Source organism: Caballeronia sp. LZ008 (genome assembly GCF_031451435.1).
Taxonomy (GTDB): Bacteria; Pseudomonadota; Gammaproteobacteria; order Burkholderiales; family Burkholderiaceae; genus Caballeronia; species Caballeronia zhejiangensis.
The window spans coordinates 1,626,274-1,641,179 of the sequence record NZ_JARUXK010000001.1 but is presented as its reverse complement, the minus strand read 5'-3'; the positions used below and the strand labels follow the sequence as shown (position 1 = coordinate 1,641,179).

The following is a 14,906-nucleotide window of genomic DNA, read 5'->3' as shown; positions in this document are numbered from 1 at the left end:
GCCGGCATCGGGAAAAGTCTTCCGCGCGGCGTTGCGTGAAGCGGAAACGTTGCGCCCGTTGCACGAAGTGAAATCTGCGTGTGCGATTCCTCGCGCATAAGCGCCTCTTTAGCGCGGCTTTCGGCGAGGAATAGCCCACACAGGCCTTGCAGCGGCCCTCTCGCGAGTTCGGCATGCGACTAGCCGCCGTGAAACGTTTGCGCGTCATTCATCGGATTCATGGTCGGGCGCAGCGCATTTCAGTCGTGCGCGCGATGCCCTGAAATGTTTCATCGAGGACAATCTCATGCGGAACTCATTAACGCGGAGAAACCGGCGCGAAGAAATTCTCGCGGCGACATCACGAGGTCATAAAAACCCGCATAAGACGCGAAGGTAAGCGAGTGAAAAAACCCTTGAAACAAGGGTTGAAATGTGTCTTTTTAAACAGTCGCTGCCGAGATGAAAGCGCGTGCGAATCGCGGTTCGACATCAACGTTCAGCACACGATGTCCGCAAGCGGAGGAATCACGCGTTCGTACGCATCCTCGATCACGTCGAACGATGTCTCGCACAGCTCTCGTCGTCCGCGCGAAAGGGCGCGCGCGAGGCGGCACTGCATCACCATGGTTTCGCTCGCGATCTTGCGCGCGCCCGCATACGTCTGCACGGGAATGTCGAAGCCTTGTTCGCGCATCCACTGCAGATAATGCGCGAGCAATTCGAAGTTCGCGCCGAGTTGCCTCATCACGTTGAAGGCGTAATGACGCGCATACGATTCGCCGCGCGCAATCATCGTATCGAGATGCTCGGGAAACGCCGCGCGCCAACGCGTGATCGGATTGTGCATCGGACGCCGCAACAGATGCGCGCACAGCAGATCCGCCGATACTTCCGCGAGCGGCGTGCCCGACAGCGGCTCGCGCACGCGCTTGACAAACTCGACGTGCGGAAAAAGCGCCGGCTCGGGCGTCGCATTCGAGCGCAGCACGCCGTCGTAGTCTTCGCCGTCGAGAAGGTGATAACCCGTGTGATGAAAGTAGCCGAGACGCCGCGCATCGCGATCGATCACATCGATGCCGATGGTCGTCTTCGCATGTTCGCGGCGATACGAAGCCGTGCGCGTGTCCGGCAGATAGAACGCATCGACTTCGACGAGGACGATATTCGCGCGGCGCGTCTGCACGAGCGCGCGCTCTTCGAGCGAATCGAACACGGAAAGCTCCTGCACTTGCAGGCCGTAGAGTTTTTCGATGTCTTCGAACGGCAGCTTGCCGAGCGTGAACTGATCGGCTTCGAAGTCCTGAGCGACGGCGAACGCGAGCGCAGCGCGCGGTTCGAGCCCGTTGCCGTGCAGAATTTCGATCCACAGATCGACGGGCGCGACCGCTTCACGCCAGATGCGCTCGCCGCGATGCAGCGCGTGCGCGTGATGCCGCCGCGCACGCATGCGCAAGGGATCGAGTGACACGACGCGGGAACGACTTGCTCCTGAATCCGTCACACCGCTCGTATGGAACGCGCTCATGCCGTGACCTCGGGCCGGAAAGGCCGGCGTTCGATACCGCGTGCGCAATGGAGCGAATGTGCTTTTAATCGTGCGTCTCTATCGCGTTCGATGGCGGTATGCATTGTGATTTTCCCATGAAGGTGCCGTATTACGCGAGTGCTATCGACGCCATGCGACGCGCGCGCGGCAGCCCGCAACCCGGGCTGCAGCGCCGTCGCATTGATCGTCGGAAAGGCGTCTTTTTCCCCGGGACGCCTTTGTGCGTGTGGTCGAGCTTATTTGAAAGGCGCGCGCGTCATGGGTCGGTGCGATGGCGCACTGAATTCAGGCGGGTCGGCACGTAACGTTCAATCGTCGCAACGCCGGTAATTGCCGGTAAAGCATGGAGATAATCGATGAACTGGAAAACGCTGGATTTCGAACAACTCACTGCGCGGGAGCTTTATCTGATTTTGCGCGCGCGCAGTGCGGTGTTCGTCGTCGAACAGTCGCATGTCCATCTCGACCCGGATGGTCGCGATGAAACCGGCACGCACGTATTCGCCGCCGAGGACATGAGCCGTTCGATGCCCGTGCTCGCCTATGCACGCATCAACGAGGGCGACGCGGATGATCCGGAAGTCGTGGTGGACAAGATCTTGACGAGCCCGCTGCGTCGCGGCGACGGCACCGCGCACGCCCTGATCGAACGCGTGCTCGCGGTGACCGCCGAGCGTTGGCCCGGCCGCCGCGTGCGGCTGACCGCGCCGGTGAGCCTGCGCGGTTTCTACGAGGCGTTCGGCTTTCGCAAGACCGAAGGGCCGTTTCTCGAGCACGGCATGCCGTACATCGGTCTGACGAGAAAGGGCCGGCAATCGCGCGAAGCATCGGGCGCGAGCAAGGCTCCGTTCGCCGCGAGCGACAACGCCACGACGTACGAGTTGCTGTAAGCGCCACCAGAGACGCGCAGCGTGCGCCGCAACCGCGCGCGCGGCGAAAGAACCAACGCGGCAGTCAGCAGCATCGAAGGCGTGGACCGTCCGGGCATCGAGGCAATAACAAAGCGATAACAACGCGATAACAACGCGATCGGCGCGGCGCAGGCCGCTTCGAGACGCGTCCTCGAAACAATAAGATCGACGCCGCCGGCATGGGCCGGCGAGCGCACAAACAGCCTATCTCATGCGAATAGTCCATCTCGCCAATCACGCGCAGACGATCGGCAACGGCACCGTCAACATGATGGTCGATCTCGCCTGCATGCAGGCGCGCATGGGGCAGGACGTCGTGGTCGCATCGTCGGGCGGCGGCTTCGAGCCGCTTTTGCGTCGCCACGGCATCACGCATGTTTCGCTGCAGCAGTCGCGGCAACCGTGGCGCGTGCCGTCGATGATCGCGGGATTCAATCGCCTCATCGATCGTTTCGATCCCGACATCGTGCACGCGCACATGATGACCGGCGCGCTCATTTCGCGTTTCGGCAGCATGCGGCGGCGCTTCGCGCTCGTCACCACGGTGCATCACGAACTGCAGAAAAGCGCGGCGCTGGTGCGCGCGGGCGATCGCATGGTGGCCGTGAGCCGCGCGCTGGCGCTCGATCTGGAGGCGCGCGGCATCGGGCCGGCGCGGTTGTCGACCGTGCTCAACGGCGCCGTCGGCGCGCCGCGGCTCATCACGCGGCCGCCCGCGAAGCCGGTGCGGCTCAAGCATCCGAATATCGTCTGCGTGGCGGGGGTGTATCGCAGGAAAGGGATTGCGGATCTTCTGCAGGCGTTCGCGCAGGTGCGCGAGCAGTCCGCGAGCGAGCGCGAATTCATGGCGGAGCCGCATCTGTATCTCGTCGGCGAAGGCCCCGATCGCGGATCGATGGAAGCGCTGGCAGCCGAGCTCGGCATCGCGGAGAACGCGCACTTCACGGGTTTCGTCGCCGATACACGGCCGTATTTCGCGAGCGCCGATGTATTCGCGCTGCTCTCGCGCCAGGACCCGAGTCCGCTCGTGATCGCGGAGGCGCGCGAGGCCGGCTGCGCGATCGTCGCGACGCGCGTGGGCGGTATCCCCGAAATGCTCGACGACGGCGCTGCGGGTCTGCTCGTGCCCGCCGGCGACATCGGGCAGGCGGCGGCAAAACTGCGCTGGCTTCTGCTCGACCGGCAGGCGCGTGGGCAACTGGCGGCGCGCGCGCGTCACGGCCTGCACCAGCTTTCCGTCGAAAGAGTCTGCGACGAGTACCTCGCGGTGTATCAGCAAGCGCTTACGGAGCGCGAAGCACTGAAGCGCCGGCAGATCGATCTCGACGCGCGCACACCCCGAACGACAGATGGCGCGATTTAAGCATAGGGCTGACAAATCGCCCCGCTTGCACCGCGCCACGGTACTTTCGTCCAAACCATCCGATCATACAAAAGGCAAAAGCGAGCCGGCTTCCGTTCGCGTTCGCACAGAAAGCCTACGAGATGCTTGCTCAAATGGGTGCATGATCGGTCCGATGGCAACAGCGGGCCGCGAAAGAACGCACACGCCGCGACGCGACGCAGCCATTCTTCAGTTTCCCTGATGAATGCCTGCGCGCGCGCGGCGCGAGCGCAAGAGATGCACGTGAAGCGGTAAGAAGTAAAAAACGAAACAGTGACGTCGAAGCCAGAGGGATTACCCTGTCAGGAAATTCCCAACTGGCATTCGAAGCAACGAAGACGCAACGTATCAAGCACGACGAATGGACCTGTCGGGAACCCGTCGTGCCTTTCGCAGCCCGGGAAGCGAAAGCGATGCGCTCATACACACGGCTACGGAACAGGCGAGAAGGGGAGAAGCGAGATGGATGACAACAAAGAGCGATCGCTGGTGGCGAAGGTCATGGACGGACTCGTCTCAGGGATCGTCGAGCAAAAATATGGCGCGATACTGCCACCGCAGGACATCCTCTCGAAGGAGTTCGACGTGAGCCGCACCGTCATGCGCGAGGCGCTCTCGATGCTGCTCGCGCGGCACATGCTGGACGTGCGGCCGAAAACCGGCACGCGCATTCGTCCGATGAGCGACTGGCGTCTCATCGACGAGGACGTGGTGAGCTGGCGTTTTCGCGCCAAGCCGGATCAGACGTTTTTACGCGATGTAATCGAATTCCGCATGCTGATCGAGCCGCGCGCCGCAGCGCTCGCCGCCGCCCGCGCGACGCCCGACGAAATCGCCGGGATTCGCGATGCATTCGACACGCTGTCGCGTCTGCAGGTCGGCGAGCCGGAATATCAGGCGGCTGACGAAGTGCTGCATACGCGCATCGTCGCGGCGAGCGGCAACCAGTTCTTTCGTCAGATGACGGCGATCGTGCGCGGCGCGCTGGTGACGGTCAATCCGATCGTCGACGGCATCGAGTCCGTGCGCGAAGCGACGCTCGCGGCGCAGAAGAGCGTCGTCGAGGCGATCGAGGCGAAAGATCCCGCCGCCGCCGAAGCCGCGACGCGCGCGCTCGTCGACCTGGCCGCGGAAGAAGTCGGCCGCGCGTTCTCGCTGGAGCGCGTGAACAGTCAGCCTGCGTCGCCGAACGTGAACGCGTCCGCGGGGGCGTAGCGCGTCCTCGAACGCATCGGACGATCGAATGTATCGAGCCGGGACATGTCCCGGCTTTTTGCCGTCTGAGCCCGCCGCGCGCAGTCGTCATGCGACGCAATCAGGCACAATGCGTCGCACGACGAATCTGGCGCACGGAGGCAGGCTTGAGCAATACGAATATCGATGAAAAGACGATCCGCTGGGGCATCGTCGGCGCGGGACGCATCGCGCGGCGCTTCGCCGACAGTCTCACGCACGTCGAAGGCGCGCGGCTCGCGGGCGTGTGGTCGCGCCGCGAAGAACCGGCGCGCGCATTGGCCGATGCATTCGATGCCCGCGCATTCGCCGATTTCGACGCGCTGCTCGCCAACATCGACGCGCTCTACATCGCGACCTTGCAGGACAGCCATCCGGGGTACGCGTTGCGCGCGTTCGCGGCGGGCAAGCCCGTGCTGTGCGAAAAGCCCGCGGCCGTGAATGCGCGCGAGCTGCAACGCATGATCGACGCGGCGCGCGCGGCGAACGTGTTGTTCATGGAAGCGATGAAGCCGCCGTTCTATCCGCTGTATCGCCGCTTGCGCGAGCATGTGCAAAGCGATCCGATCGGTGAAATCGGTCTCGTTCGGGCCGGCTGCTCGATGGCGAACGTGCCGCTCGATCATCCGTCGTTCTCGCTGGACGCGGGCGGCGGCGCGCTGCTCGATATCGGCATTTACGAGGCGTTTCTCGCGGTCGACTGGCTCGGCGAGGCGCTCGACGTGCAGACCATCGGACGGCTCGGCGCGACCGGCGTCGACGTCTTCGCGAGCCTGAACGTGCGCCACGAACGCGGCATCGCGCAACTGTTCTGCGGACTCGATCTGCAAGGCCGCGGCGATGCGCTCATCGGCGGCACGCTCGGCACGGTGACGATCCACGAGAACTGGTGGAATCCATCGCGCGCGACGATCGCTTATACGGACGGAAGAAAGGCCGAACTCGACGAGCCGTTCTCGGGCGGCGGCCTCAACTACGAAACCGCGCATTTCTGCGAGCTGCTGCGCGCCGGCGAAACCGAGAGCCCGGTCATGCCGTACGCAACGTCGATGCGGATGATCGCGATCATCGACGCCGCGCGGCGCGATTTGAATCTCAGGTTTCCGTTCGAAACCGACTAATGCGAAAAAGCCGCTTTTCAGCGGCCTGTTTGCGATCAGTGCCGCCCCGGCAGCGCGAGACGCCGCTCGAAAATCCGCTGCACGAATTCGAGCACGCTGCAAAGAATCCAGTAGACGAACGCCGCCGCGAGATAAAGCGGCAACGGCTGATAGGTCGCCGCGATCACTTCCTGCGCGCTGCGCAACAGTTCGGTCACCGTGATGACCGACACGAGCGATGTGTCCTTGATCAGACTGATGAGACTGTTCGACAGGCTCGGCACCGCGATGCGCAGTGCCTGCGGCCCGATCACGTAACGCAGCGTCTGCGCGCGCGACAGTCCGAGGCTATAAGACGCGAGCCACTGCCCGGCGTGGATGCCGAGAATCGCGCCGCGCATGCTTTCCGACAGATACGCGGCCACGTTCGCCGACAGCGCGATCACGCCCGCGGGCGTCGGTTCGAGGGAGATGCCGAGGCTCGGCAGGCCGTAGTAGATGACGAAGATCTGCACGAGCAGCGGCGTGCCGCGCATCACGCTGACATAGCAGCGTCCGATCGCGACGAGCGCGCGGTTCTGGCTGATGCCCATCAACGCCAGTACGACGGCCGCGATGAGGCCGAAGAACATCGAGTAGAGCGCGAACTTGATCGTCAGCAGCGCGCCTTGCGCCAGCACGGGCGCCGATTGAACGAGCAGGGATGTCGTGGACATTTAAGAGACGCGTTGACTGAAACGGTGCTGAAGTGAAACAAACCGGCACATATTAAACCGAGCCGGCAAAAGAGAAGGGCGGCACCGTTACGATGCCGCCCTCGCGACGCCGGAAACGGCGCGTCTTATTTCGCCGGCTTCGTCACGTCGATGCCGAACCACTTGTCCGAAATCTTCGAGAACGTGCCATCGGCTTCGAGCTGGGTCATGGCGTCGTCGATCGCCTTGGCGAACTTCGGATTGCCCTTCTTGAACGGAATGCCGGACGGATTGCCCGCGCCGACATTCGCGCCGGTGCGCAGCGGCAATTGCGAATTCTTCAGCAAGTACGCGAGCATCAGGCGGTCGTTGAGCGCGGCGTCCAGACGCCCGGCGGCGAGATCACGCAGATACTCGGGCGCGCCCGGATACGTCTTCACGTCGATGCCCGGCACCGACTTCGCCATGTCCATATAGTTCGTGCCGAGGCCGACGCCGAGCTTCTTGCCCTTCAGTTCTTCGAGCGACTTGAACTCGCGCTTGTCGTCGCTGCGCTGGATCAGTTGCGCGTTCGAGTACGTGTAGGCGGGCGAGAAATCGAGCGTCTGCTTGCGCGCATCGGTGATGCCGACCTGGTTGACGATCACGTCGAACTTGCCCGCCTGCAGGCCCGCGATGATGCCGCTCCATTCGGTCGTGACGAACTCGGGCTTCACGCCGAGCTTGGCGGCGACGGCCTTGGCGATATCGACGTCGAAGCCGACGAGTTCACCGTTCGGCGCTTTCGAGTTGAACGGCGGGAAGGTTCCTTCGAGACCGACGCGCAGCGTGCCGCGCTGCTTGACCTGATCGAGCAGATCTTCGGCGTGGGCGGCGGTCGTGACGGCCGTGAATGCCGCGCCGATCAGGCTGGCGGCGACGAGCTTCTTGAGCGTGGACAGTTTCATCGTGTTGTTTTCCTCTTGATGGGCACAGCGTCTTTTTTCGATGCGGCGATCATAGTGAAAACGCAATCGCTGCGTAATATCGTTTGCTTATGTCTATATGCCGGATTGGGGCGTCACGCGAGCGCTTCGACGCACTCTTTCACGAGCGCGGGACCGCGATAGATCAGCCCTGTATAAATCTGCACCAGCGACGCGCCCGCCGCGAGCTTCGCGCGCGCGTCGTCGCCCGAGAAAATTCCGCCTACGCCGATGATCGGCACGTCGGTCCCGACCTCCGCGCGCAGCTTGCGGATGACCTCGTTCGACGCGTCGAAGACCGGACGCCCGGACAGGCCGCCCGCTTCGTCGCCGTGCTTCATGCCGGTCACGGCGGTGCGGGAAAGCGTGGTGTTGGTCGCGATCACGCCGTCGATCTTGTGAGCCAGCAACGTGCCCGCGATCGACTTGATCTGCTCGTCGTCGAGATCGGGTGCGATCTTCAGCGCGAGCGGCACGAGCTTGCCATGCAGATCGGACAGCCGCGCCTGCTTTTCCTTGAGCGCGCCGAGCAGCGAATCGAGTTCGCCCGCGCCCTGGAGCTGCCGCAGATTCTTCGTGTTCGGCGACGAAATGTTGATCGTCACATAGCTCGCGAACGGATAGACGCGCTCGAGGCAATACAGATAGTCCTCGGCGGCGCGTTCGATCGGCGTATCGGCGTTCTTGCCGATGTTCAGTCCCAGCACGCCGCGATAATGCGCGGCCTTGACGTTCGCGACGAACTGATCGACGCCGCGATTGTTGAAGCCCATCCGGTTGATGAGCGCGTTCGCCTCGGGCAGCCGGAAGATGCGCGGGCGCGGATTGCCCGGTTGCGCGCGCGGCGTCACGGTGCCCACTTCGATGAAGCCGAAGCCGAGCGCCGCGAGCCCGTCGATGCACGCGCCGTCTTTGTCGAGCCCCGCCGCGAGTCCGACCGGATTGCGGAACGTGATGCCCATGACGGTGCGGGGCGAATCGGGGCCGCGCTTGGCGAGCATGCCGGCGAGCCCGGTGCGGCCAGCCGCGCCGAGCATGCGCAGCGTCAGATGATGAGCGTCTTCCGCGTCCATCTTGAAGAGATGCGAACGCGCGATCGGATAGAGGGAACTGAACACGAAATGAAAGCCGGCGACGGCGAATTTTTTTAAGACCGCTATTTTAGCGGTTTCGGACGGCGTGCCGGTCCGGGCGCGCGGGAGGGACTTCGGCGGCTATTTCGGCTGGCTCGGGCCGTTGATGCGCCCGGGCATCGGCAGCGCGCCCGCGGAGTGAGTGTTCGCGGGATCGAGCAGCGTCCAGCGGCCGTCGATCAGACCTTCCAGCGGCCGGAAATTGGCCTTGTACGCCATTTTTTCGCTTTCGCGGATCCAGTAGCCGAGGTAGACGTGCGGCAAGTCGAGACTCTTCGCCTGCTCGATCTGCCAGAGGATGTTGAAGGTGCCGTAGCTCGTCTTCGGCAGATCGGGTTCGAAGAACGTGTACACGGACGACAAGCCGTCGCCGAGTATGTCGATCATGCTGATCATGCGCAGTTCGCCGGGCTCGTCCGGATGTCCCGGATGCGCGGGTTCGCGAAACTCGACGAGCCGCGAATTGATCCGGCTTTGCAGCAGGAACTGCTCGTACTGATCGCGGCTGTCGCGGTCCATGCCGCCGCCCGCGTGACGCGCCGACTGATAGCGCATGTAAAGCGCGTAATGCTCTTCGTCGTAATGCAGCGGCGCGACGCTCGCGATCAGATTGCCGTGCAGCTTCCAGACGCGCCGCTGCGCCCGGTTCGGCACGAAGCGCGCGACCGGCACGCGCACCGGCACGCAGGCGCGGCAGCCGTCGCAATACGGTCGATACGTGAAGACGCCCGAGCGCCGGAAGCCGGCCTTGACGAGTTCGGTGTAGACGTCGGAGTTGATGAGATGGCTCGGCGTGGCCACCTGCGAGCGCGCAACACGCCCTTCCAGATAACTGCAAGGGTAGGGCGCTGTTGCATAGAATTGCAGCGCGGAAAGCGGTGACAGCGGCAGCTCGTTCGGATGTGTCACGTTGGCGGCTCTCGCAGGCGTCGTCTCGTCGTTGCCGGCCGGCGCGCGAGATCGTCTTCAGGCGCGCGGCGGCTGCATTGCATGTGTCGCTCGGGCATCACGCGTGTAGCGTTTAGCGTGCCAGCACGTCGAGAAGGACGGATTTGTCGAAGCGCCAGCCGATCGCCGGTTCCGCCGTCGCCCGTCTCAGATGCGCGACGAACGCGCGGCGCGCGATCTCGCGGCCGCCCAGCGACGCCAGATGCGACGTGTTCTGCTGGCAGTCTATCATCTCAATTTGATTGCGGCGCAAGTGTCCGACGAGCGCCGCAAGCGCGATTTTCGACGCGTCGGTCTTGTGCGCGAACATCGACTCGCCGAAGAACATGCGCCCGAACGACACGCCGTACAGTCCGCCCACGCGCACGCCGTCGAACCACGTCTCGACGCTGTGCGCGTTGCCTGCGCGATGCAAGGTCGTGTAGGCATCCACGATATCCGACGTGATCCACGTTCCGCGCTGGCCGTCGCGTGGCGTGTCGGCGCAGGCGCGCATCACGGCGGGAAAATCGTCGTCGACGCGGATCTCCCAGACCGGATCGCGCACCACGCGCTTCAAGGTCTTGCGCAGCGAATCCGACACCTTGAACTCGGCCGGAAACAGCACCATGCGCGGATCGGGACTCCACCACAGCACGGGCTGGCCGTCGGAATACCACGGGAAGATGCCGCGCCCGTAAGCATCGATGAGCCGCGACGGCAGAAGATCGGCGCTCGCGGCGAGCAGGCCCGGCGCGCCGCTCGCCGCGCCGAGCGCGCGCTCGACGGGCGGGAAGGGATCGTCGTCGGCGAGCCAGGGAACCATGTTCTCGGGAGGGCGGCGTTCAGTGAGATTCGTCGGACAGCGGCGGAATCAGCCGTCGCGCAGCGTGCGGAAGATGTCGCCCGTATGCAGCGTGAAGTTGCCGGCGGCGCGATCGGCGAAGAAGAATCGCAGCGTCTGTCCGACCGTCGGAAAGGCGATCTCGTCCCACGGAATCTCGCTTTCCTCGAAGAGCTTCACTTCCAGACTCTCCTCGCCGGGATCGACTTCGATATCGAGCAGCCGCGCCAGATAGAACAGATGCACCTGATGCACGTGCGGCACGTTGAGCAGCGTGAAGAGACTCTGAATCTCCACGCGCGCGCCCGCTTCCTCGAGCGTCTCGCGCGCGGCGCCTTCGCTCGTCGTTTCCTGCATTTCCATGAAGCCCGCGGGCAGCGTCCAGTAGCCGTAACGCGGCTCGATCGCGCGACGGCACAGCAGCACCTTGTCGTCCCACACCGGCACGGTGCCCACGACATTGCGCGGATTCTGATAGTGAACGGTGCCGCAGTTGTTGCAGACGAAGCGCTCGCGGTTGTCGCCGGGCGGAATGGCGAGACCGACCTCGTGGCCGCAGAGGGAACAGAATTTCATGGAAATGGACGTGGGAAGTGTGCTGCGAGTGTATCACCGCACCGCCGCGGCTTTGAGGCGCGCGAATGGATTGCGGTATCGGTCGCGGCGCATGTCCGGCTTGCCCGGCGGCGAAGGTGCGACGCCTGCCTTCTCGCTACAATAGTTGACCGGAATTGCAATGTCCCTTTCACGATCAGGCCGCCGCGCGCGTCCCAACCGAACGCCATGTCATCCACGCCAGCCGCTTCAAGCCGTCCTCCGATGCTCGCCACCGCCGACGCGCTCGGCCGTCTGCTCGACGCCGCGCGTCAGGTCGACGCCCGCGAGCGCGTCGACACGCTCGATGCGCTGAACCGCGTGCTCGCCGCCGACGTGACCTCCCCGCTCGACGTCCCGCCGATGCACACCAGTGCGATGGATGGCTACGCGGTTCGCATCGCCGATCTCGCTGGCGCGAGCGAAGGCGCGCCGGTCACGTTGCGGGTGTCGCAGCGCATCCCGGCGGGACACGCGGCCGGGCCGCTCGCGGCGGGCGCGGCCGCGCGCATCTTCACCGGCGCGACGGTGCCCCCCGGCGCGGACGCCGTCGTCATGCAGGAAATGGCACAAGCGTCGGACGACGGGCGCGTCGCGTTCGGGCAGGCGCCCACGGCGGGCGAGTGGATCACGCAACAAGGCGCGGATATCCGGCGCGGCTCGGTGATCCTGCCCGCGGGCACACGCCTGACGCCGCAGGCGCTCGGGCTCGCGGCGTCGGTCGGATGTGCGCAGCTCGAGGTCGTGCGGCGCGTGCGCGTCGCGATCTTCTTCACCGGCGACGAACTGCGCATGCCGGGCGAGCCGCTCGAACCCGGCGCGATCTACAACTCGAACCGCTTCACGCTGCGCGCGCTGCTCGCGAAGCTCGGCTGCGAGGTGACGGATCTCGGCATCGTGCCGGACCGGCTCGATGCGACGCGCGAAACCTTGCGGCGCGCGGCGGCGGATCACGATCTCATCCTGACGTGCGGCGGCGTGTCGGTCGGCGAGGAAGATCACGTGAAGCCGGCGGTCGAGGCCGAAGGACGCATTTCGATGTGGCAGATCGCGATGAAGCCGGGCAAGCCGCTCGCGTTCGGCGCGGTGCGGCGCGGCGGTGCGGTTCGCGATGAGGCGTTTTTCATCGGCTTGCCGGGCAATCCGGTTTCGAGTTTCTGCACGTTCCTGCTGTTCGTGCGGCCGTTTCTGCTGCGGCTCGCGGGCGTGACGAACGTCGCGCCGCGCGTCTATTCGATGCGCGCCGACTTCAGCCAGAAAAAAGGCGATCGCCGCAACGAATTCCTGCGCGCGCGCGTGAACGCGTCGGGCGGCCTCGATCTCTTCGAGAATCAGAGCTCGGCCGTGCTGACATCGACCGTCTGGGGCGATGGTCTCATCGACAATCCGCCGAATCATGCGATCGGCGCGGGCGAGATCGTGCGCTTCATCCCATTTTCAGAACTGACGCGGTAGAGAAATGAAGATCGATTTGAGATTTTTTGCGAGCGTGCGCGAGGCGCTGGGCGTCGCGAACGAGACGGTCAGCGTGCCGGACACGGTGGTCAATGTCGGCGACGTGCGCGCGTGGCTGCGCATGCGCGGCGGCGTGTGGGAAGAGACGCTCGCGGAAGGCCGTGCATTGCGCATGGCCTGCAATCACGTGATGACGAGTCCGTCACAGCGCATCACCGAGGGTTGCGAAGTGGCGTTCTTTCCGCCTGTGACGGGTGGCTGAGATGAACACGCGTTCGAAAATCCGCGTGCAGGAAGCCGATTTCGACATCAGCGCGGAAGTGGCCGCGTTGCGCGCCGACAATCCGAAAGTGGGCGCGGTCGCGTGTTTCGTCGGCACGGTGCGCGATCTGAACGAAGGCAGCGCCGTCGAGACGATGGAACTCGAGCATTACCCCGGCATGACCGAAAAATCGCTCGAAACGATCGCCGATCAGGCGCGCGAGCGCTGGCGCGGCTCGGACGTGCTGATCGTGCATCGCGTGGGCAAACTCAAGCCGCTCGATCAGATCGTGCTCGTCGCGACGACGGCGATGCATCGCGCGGAGGCGTTCGAATCCTGCGCCTTCGTGATGGACTATCTCAAGACGCAGGCGCCGTTCTGGAAGAAGGAGAAGACCGAAGCGGGCGAACGCTGGGTCGACGCGCGCGAGTCCGACGATACGGCGCTCGCGCGCTGGCAGACCTGACCGGCGTCATTTTTCGTCGGCCGATTTGCCGATGAACTTCGCGGGAAACGGCTCGGCGTCGGGACGCTCGGGGAAGCGCGGCTCGGGCGCGCCGCCCGTGCGCTGCCGCTTCAGCGCCGCGAGCAGTTCCTGCTGCTCGACGGGAATCTCGTAGTCCCAGCCGAACTTGCTCAACTGCAAGCTCTGCGCGATGCGCAGCGCGGGTTCCATGAACTGCACGGCCGCAGCCGGCTCATAGCGCGACTCGACCGTGTTGAGAAACAGCGACAGCCAGCGCGCGAAGTGTTGCGGCTCGATATCGTCGATCGGGCGATGCGCTTCCTGCACGTTGCCGCGATATTGCTTCGATCCGAGCACGAGACTCGACCAGAAGGTGGTCATTTTGGAGAGATGCTCGTCCCAGCGGCCGGCGAGCGCGCGCGAAAAGATCGGCCCGAGGAGCGCATCGTCATCGACGCGCCGATAGAAGGCTTCGACCAGCGCGCGGACATTGGCTTCGCTGGGTGCGCATTCGCGCGGGGCATCGGCGGAAAGGTGTTCGGTGTTCGTCATCTTTGAAACAGTGAAGGCGGATCAGATAATTTCCGGCGAAGAATGTAAAGATGCCGCAAAATGGCGCATCCATGCGGCCGATTCGTCGACGCGCGTCTCAAGCCGTACGAAAAGCACGCTTGTACGGATTCCGTGCATTTTGGTACGACGCGGGCGAGCGGTGCGCCGATGGTAAGTCAGCCACGTCCGCTCGTGTCATCGTCCCTCGTCTTGACGCGGACTCCTTGACGATACGCGCGTTTCGTCGAAATCCCGAGGCGCTTTTGCATCCACTTTCTCCGCGCGAGATCATGCGACTCACCGATTACACCGATTATTCGCTGCGCGTCCTGCTCTATCTCTCGGTTCGACCTTCCGGCCTTTCGACGATTCAGGAAATCTCGGATGCATATGGCATTTCGAAGAACCATCTGATGAAAATCGTCCAGCAGCTTGGCGAACTCGGGTGGGTCGAGACCGTGCGCGGCCGCAACGGCGGACTGAGACTTTCATCGCGGACGAACGACCTCACGATCGGCGACATCGTGCGCAGAACCGAAAGCGATTTCGCGCTCGTGGGCTGCCTCGTGAATCAGCCGGCGGATCGGCAAGCCTCGTCGCACGCGCGCTGCGTCATTCAGCCGGCCTGCCGGTTGCGCGGCGTGCTGGCAACCGCGCGCGACGCCTTTCTCGCCGAACTCGACAAGCACACGGTCGGCGAGCTCGCTCAACCCGCGAACGATCTGGCGGCTCTGCTCGGCATCGTCAGCATCGCGCCGATTGCGGTGGGTGCGCCCGGGGCGCTTCGCGCGCCTTCGTGATTCCAGCCGGCACGCGTTGAACGAAACCCGGACGCCGTAGGTCAATTCAGAGCCTGG

At 64.2% G+C, this 14,906-nt stretch carries 16 protein-coding genes; 8 read left to right on the top strand and 8 right to left on the bottom strand.

Annotated features, from left to right (window positions below):
- Positions 1 to 478: 478 nt before the first annotated feature.
- Positions 479 to 1,507, bottom strand: coding sequence for a DUF1839 family protein (locus tag QCE49_RS07645; RefSeq protein WP_051079023.1), 1,029 nt, complete (start codon positions 1,505 to 1,507; stop codon positions 479 to 481).
- A 377-nt stretch (positions 1,508 to 1,884) separates the two neighbouring features.
- On the opposite strand from QCE49_RS07645, the gene QCE49_RS07640 reads away from it, so the two are divergent.
- From QCE49_RS07640 to QCE49_RS07625, 4 genes are all read left to right on the top strand, one after another.
- Entirely contained in the window at positions 1,885 to 2,418 is a 534-nt protein-coding gene (locus tag QCE49_RS07640; RefSeq protein ID WP_008349278.1) for a GNAT family N-acetyltransferase, read from the top strand.
- Between the two features lie 232 nt (positions 2,419 to 2,650).
- A complete protein-coding gene (locus QCE49_RS07635) occupies positions 2,651 to 3,802 on the top strand; it encodes a glycosyltransferase family 4 protein (RefSeq protein ID WP_250457741.1) in 1,152 nt (383 codons plus the stop codon).
- A 483-nt stretch (positions 3,803 to 4,285) separates the two neighbouring features.
- The gene (locus tag QCE49_RS07630) at positions 4,286 to 5,038 is read left to right on the top strand and encodes a FadR/GntR family transcriptional regulator (RefSeq protein ID WP_008349281.1); all 753 of its coding nucleotides are present in this window, start codon (positions 4,286 to 4,288) and stop codon (positions 5,036 to 5,038) included.
- 146 nt (positions 5,039 to 5,184) lie between these two features.
- Complete coding sequence (locus QCE49_RS07625; RefSeq protein ID WP_250457742.1) at positions 5,185 to 6,177, top strand: Gfo/Idh/MocA family protein; 993 nt, start codon at positions 5,185 to 5,187, stop codon at positions 6,175 to 6,177.
- A 35-nt stretch (positions 6,178 to 6,212) separates the two neighbouring features.
- Here the strand turns inward: QCE49_RS07625 and QCE49_RS07620 are convergent, their stop codons facing one another.
- The 6 genes from QCE49_RS07620 to QCE49_RS07595 all read right to left on the bottom strand — a co-directional run bounded on the left by QCE49_RS07620 (position 6,213) and on the right by QCE49_RS07595 (position 11,296).
- A complete protein-coding gene (locus tag QCE49_RS07620; RefSeq protein ID WP_034473185.1) occupies positions 6,213 to 6,872 on the bottom strand; it encodes an amino acid ABC transporter permease in 660 nt (219 codons plus the stop codon).
- A 125-nt stretch (positions 6,873 to 6,997) separates the two neighbouring features.
- Positions 6,998 to 7,798 carry a cystine ABC transporter substrate-binding protein gene (locus QCE49_RS07615; RefSeq protein ID WP_008349288.1) on the bottom strand — a complete coding sequence of 267 codons (801 nt, stop codon included), beginning with the start codon at positions 7,796 to 7,798 and terminating at the stop codon, positions 6,998 to 7,000.
- Positions 7,799 to 7,911: 113 nt separating this feature from the next.
- A complete protein-coding gene (locus tag QCE49_RS07610) occupies positions 7,912 to 8,934 on the bottom strand; it encodes a quinone-dependent dihydroorotate dehydrogenase (protein WP_008349289.1) in 1,023 nt (340 codons plus the stop codon).
- A 96-nt stretch (positions 8,935 to 9,030) separates the two neighbouring features.
- Positions 9,031 to 9,858 carry an arginyltransferase gene (locus QCE49_RS07605; protein WP_033536383.1) on the bottom strand — a complete coding sequence of 276 codons (828 nt, stop codon included), beginning with the start codon at positions 9,856 to 9,858 and terminating at the stop codon, positions 9,031 to 9,033.
- A gap of 112 nt (positions 9,859 to 9,970) precedes the next feature.
- The gene (gene aat / locus QCE49_RS07600; RefSeq protein ID WP_008349292.1) at positions 9,971 to 10,702 is read right to left on the bottom strand and encodes a leucyl/phenylalanyl-tRNA--protein transferase; all 732 of its coding nucleotides are present in this window, start codon (positions 10,700 to 10,702) and stop codon (positions 9,971 to 9,973) included.
- A 48-nt stretch (positions 10,703 to 10,750) separates the two neighbouring features.
- Entirely contained in the window at positions 10,751 to 11,296 is a 546-nt protein-coding gene (locus tag QCE49_RS07595) for an NUDIX hydrolase (RefSeq protein WP_008349294.1), read from the bottom strand.
- A 243-nt stretch (positions 11,297 to 11,539) separates the two neighbouring features.
- Here QCE49_RS07595 and glp point away from each other — a divergent pair, with 243 nt between their 5' ends.
- The 3 genes from glp to moaE are packed head-to-tail and all read left to right on the top strand — an operon-like array spanning position 11,540 to position 13,497.
- Entirely contained in the window at positions 11,540 to 12,769 is a 1,230-nt protein-coding gene (gene glp / locus QCE49_RS07590; RefSeq protein WP_350029565.1) for a gephyrin-like molybdotransferase Glp, read from the top strand.
- Between the two features lie 4 nt (positions 12,770 to 12,773).
- Positions 12,774 to 13,031 (top strand): molybdopterin converting factor subunit 1, encoded by a 258-nt coding sequence (gene moaD / locus QCE49_RS07585; protein ID WP_034473180.1) that lies wholly within the window; start codon positions 12,774 to 12,776, stop codon positions 13,029 to 13,031.
- A gap of 1 nt (position 13,032) precedes the next feature.
- Positions 13,033 to 13,497: a molybdopterin synthase catalytic subunit MoaE gene (gene moaE / locus QCE49_RS07580; protein ID WP_008349299.1), complete on the top strand. Its 465-nt coding sequence runs from the start codon at positions 13,033 to 13,035 to the stop codon at positions 13,495 to 13,497.
- Positions 13,498 to 13,503: 6 nt separating this feature from the next.
- Here the strand turns inward: moaE and QCE49_RS07575 are convergent, their stop codons facing one another.
- Positions 13,504 to 14,049, bottom strand: a complete 546-nt coding sequence (locus QCE49_RS07575; RefSeq protein ID WP_250457744.1) for a group III truncated hemoglobin — start codon at positions 14,047 to 14,049, stop codon at positions 13,504 to 13,506.
- 290 nt (positions 14,050 to 14,339) lie between these two features.
- Between QCE49_RS07575 and QCE49_RS07570 the strand changes: the two genes are divergently transcribed.
- Entirely contained in the window at positions 14,340 to 14,849 is a 510-nt protein-coding gene (locus tag QCE49_RS07570; RefSeq protein WP_008349304.1) for an Rrf2 family transcriptional regulator, read from the top strand.
- The last annotated feature ends 57 nt before the right edge of the window (positions 14,850 to 14,906 follow it).

Coding starts and splice junctions, on each gene's coding strand:
- moaE (WP_008349299.1), top strand. CDS start 13,033: ATGAACACGCGTTCGAAAATCCGCGTGCAGGAAGCCGATTTCGACATC.
- moaD (WP_034473180.1), top strand. CDS start 12,774: ATGAAGATCGATTTGAGATTTTTTGCGAGCGTGCGCGAGGCGCTGGGC.
- QCE49_RS07570 (WP_008349304.1), top strand. CDS start 14,340: ATGCGACTCACCGATTACACCGATTATTCGCTGCGCGTCCTGCTCTAT.
- QCE49_RS07640 (WP_008349278.1), top strand. CDS start 1,885: ATGAACTGGAAAACGCTGGATTTCGAACAACTCACTGCGCGGGAGCTT.
- QCE49_RS07575 (WP_250457744.1), bottom strand. CDS start 14,049: ATGACGAACACCGAACACCTTTCCGCCGATGCCCCGCGCGAATGCGCA.
- QCE49_RS07615 (WP_008349288.1), bottom strand. CDS start 7,798: ATGAAACTGTCCACGCTCAAGAAGCTCGTCGCCGCCAGCCTGATCGGC.
- QCE49_RS07595 (WP_008349294.1), bottom strand. CDS start 11,296: ATGAAATTCTGTTCCCTCTGCGGCCACGAGGTCGGTCTCGCCATTCCG.
- QCE49_RS07635 (WP_250457741.1), top strand. CDS start 2,651: ATGCGAATAGTCCATCTCGCCAATCACGCGCAGACGATCGGCAACGGC.
- QCE49_RS07645 (WP_051079023.1), bottom strand. CDS start 1,507: ATGAGCGCGTTCCATACGAGCGGTGTGACGGATTCAGGAGCAAGTCGT.
- QCE49_RS07620 (WP_034473185.1), bottom strand. CDS start 6,872: ATGTCCACGACATCCCTGCTCGTTCAATCGGCGCCCGTGCTGGCGCAA.
- glp (WP_350029565.1), top strand. CDS start 11,540: ATGCTCGCCACCGCCGACGCGCTCGGCCGTCTGCTCGACGCCGCGCGT.
- QCE49_RS07630 (WP_008349281.1), top strand. CDS start 4,286: ATGGATGACAACAAAGAGCGATCGCTGGTGGCGAAGGTCATGGACGGA.
- aat (WP_008349292.1), bottom strand. CDS start 10,702: ATGGTTCCCTGGCTCGCCGACGACGATCCCTTCCCGCCCGTCGAGCGC.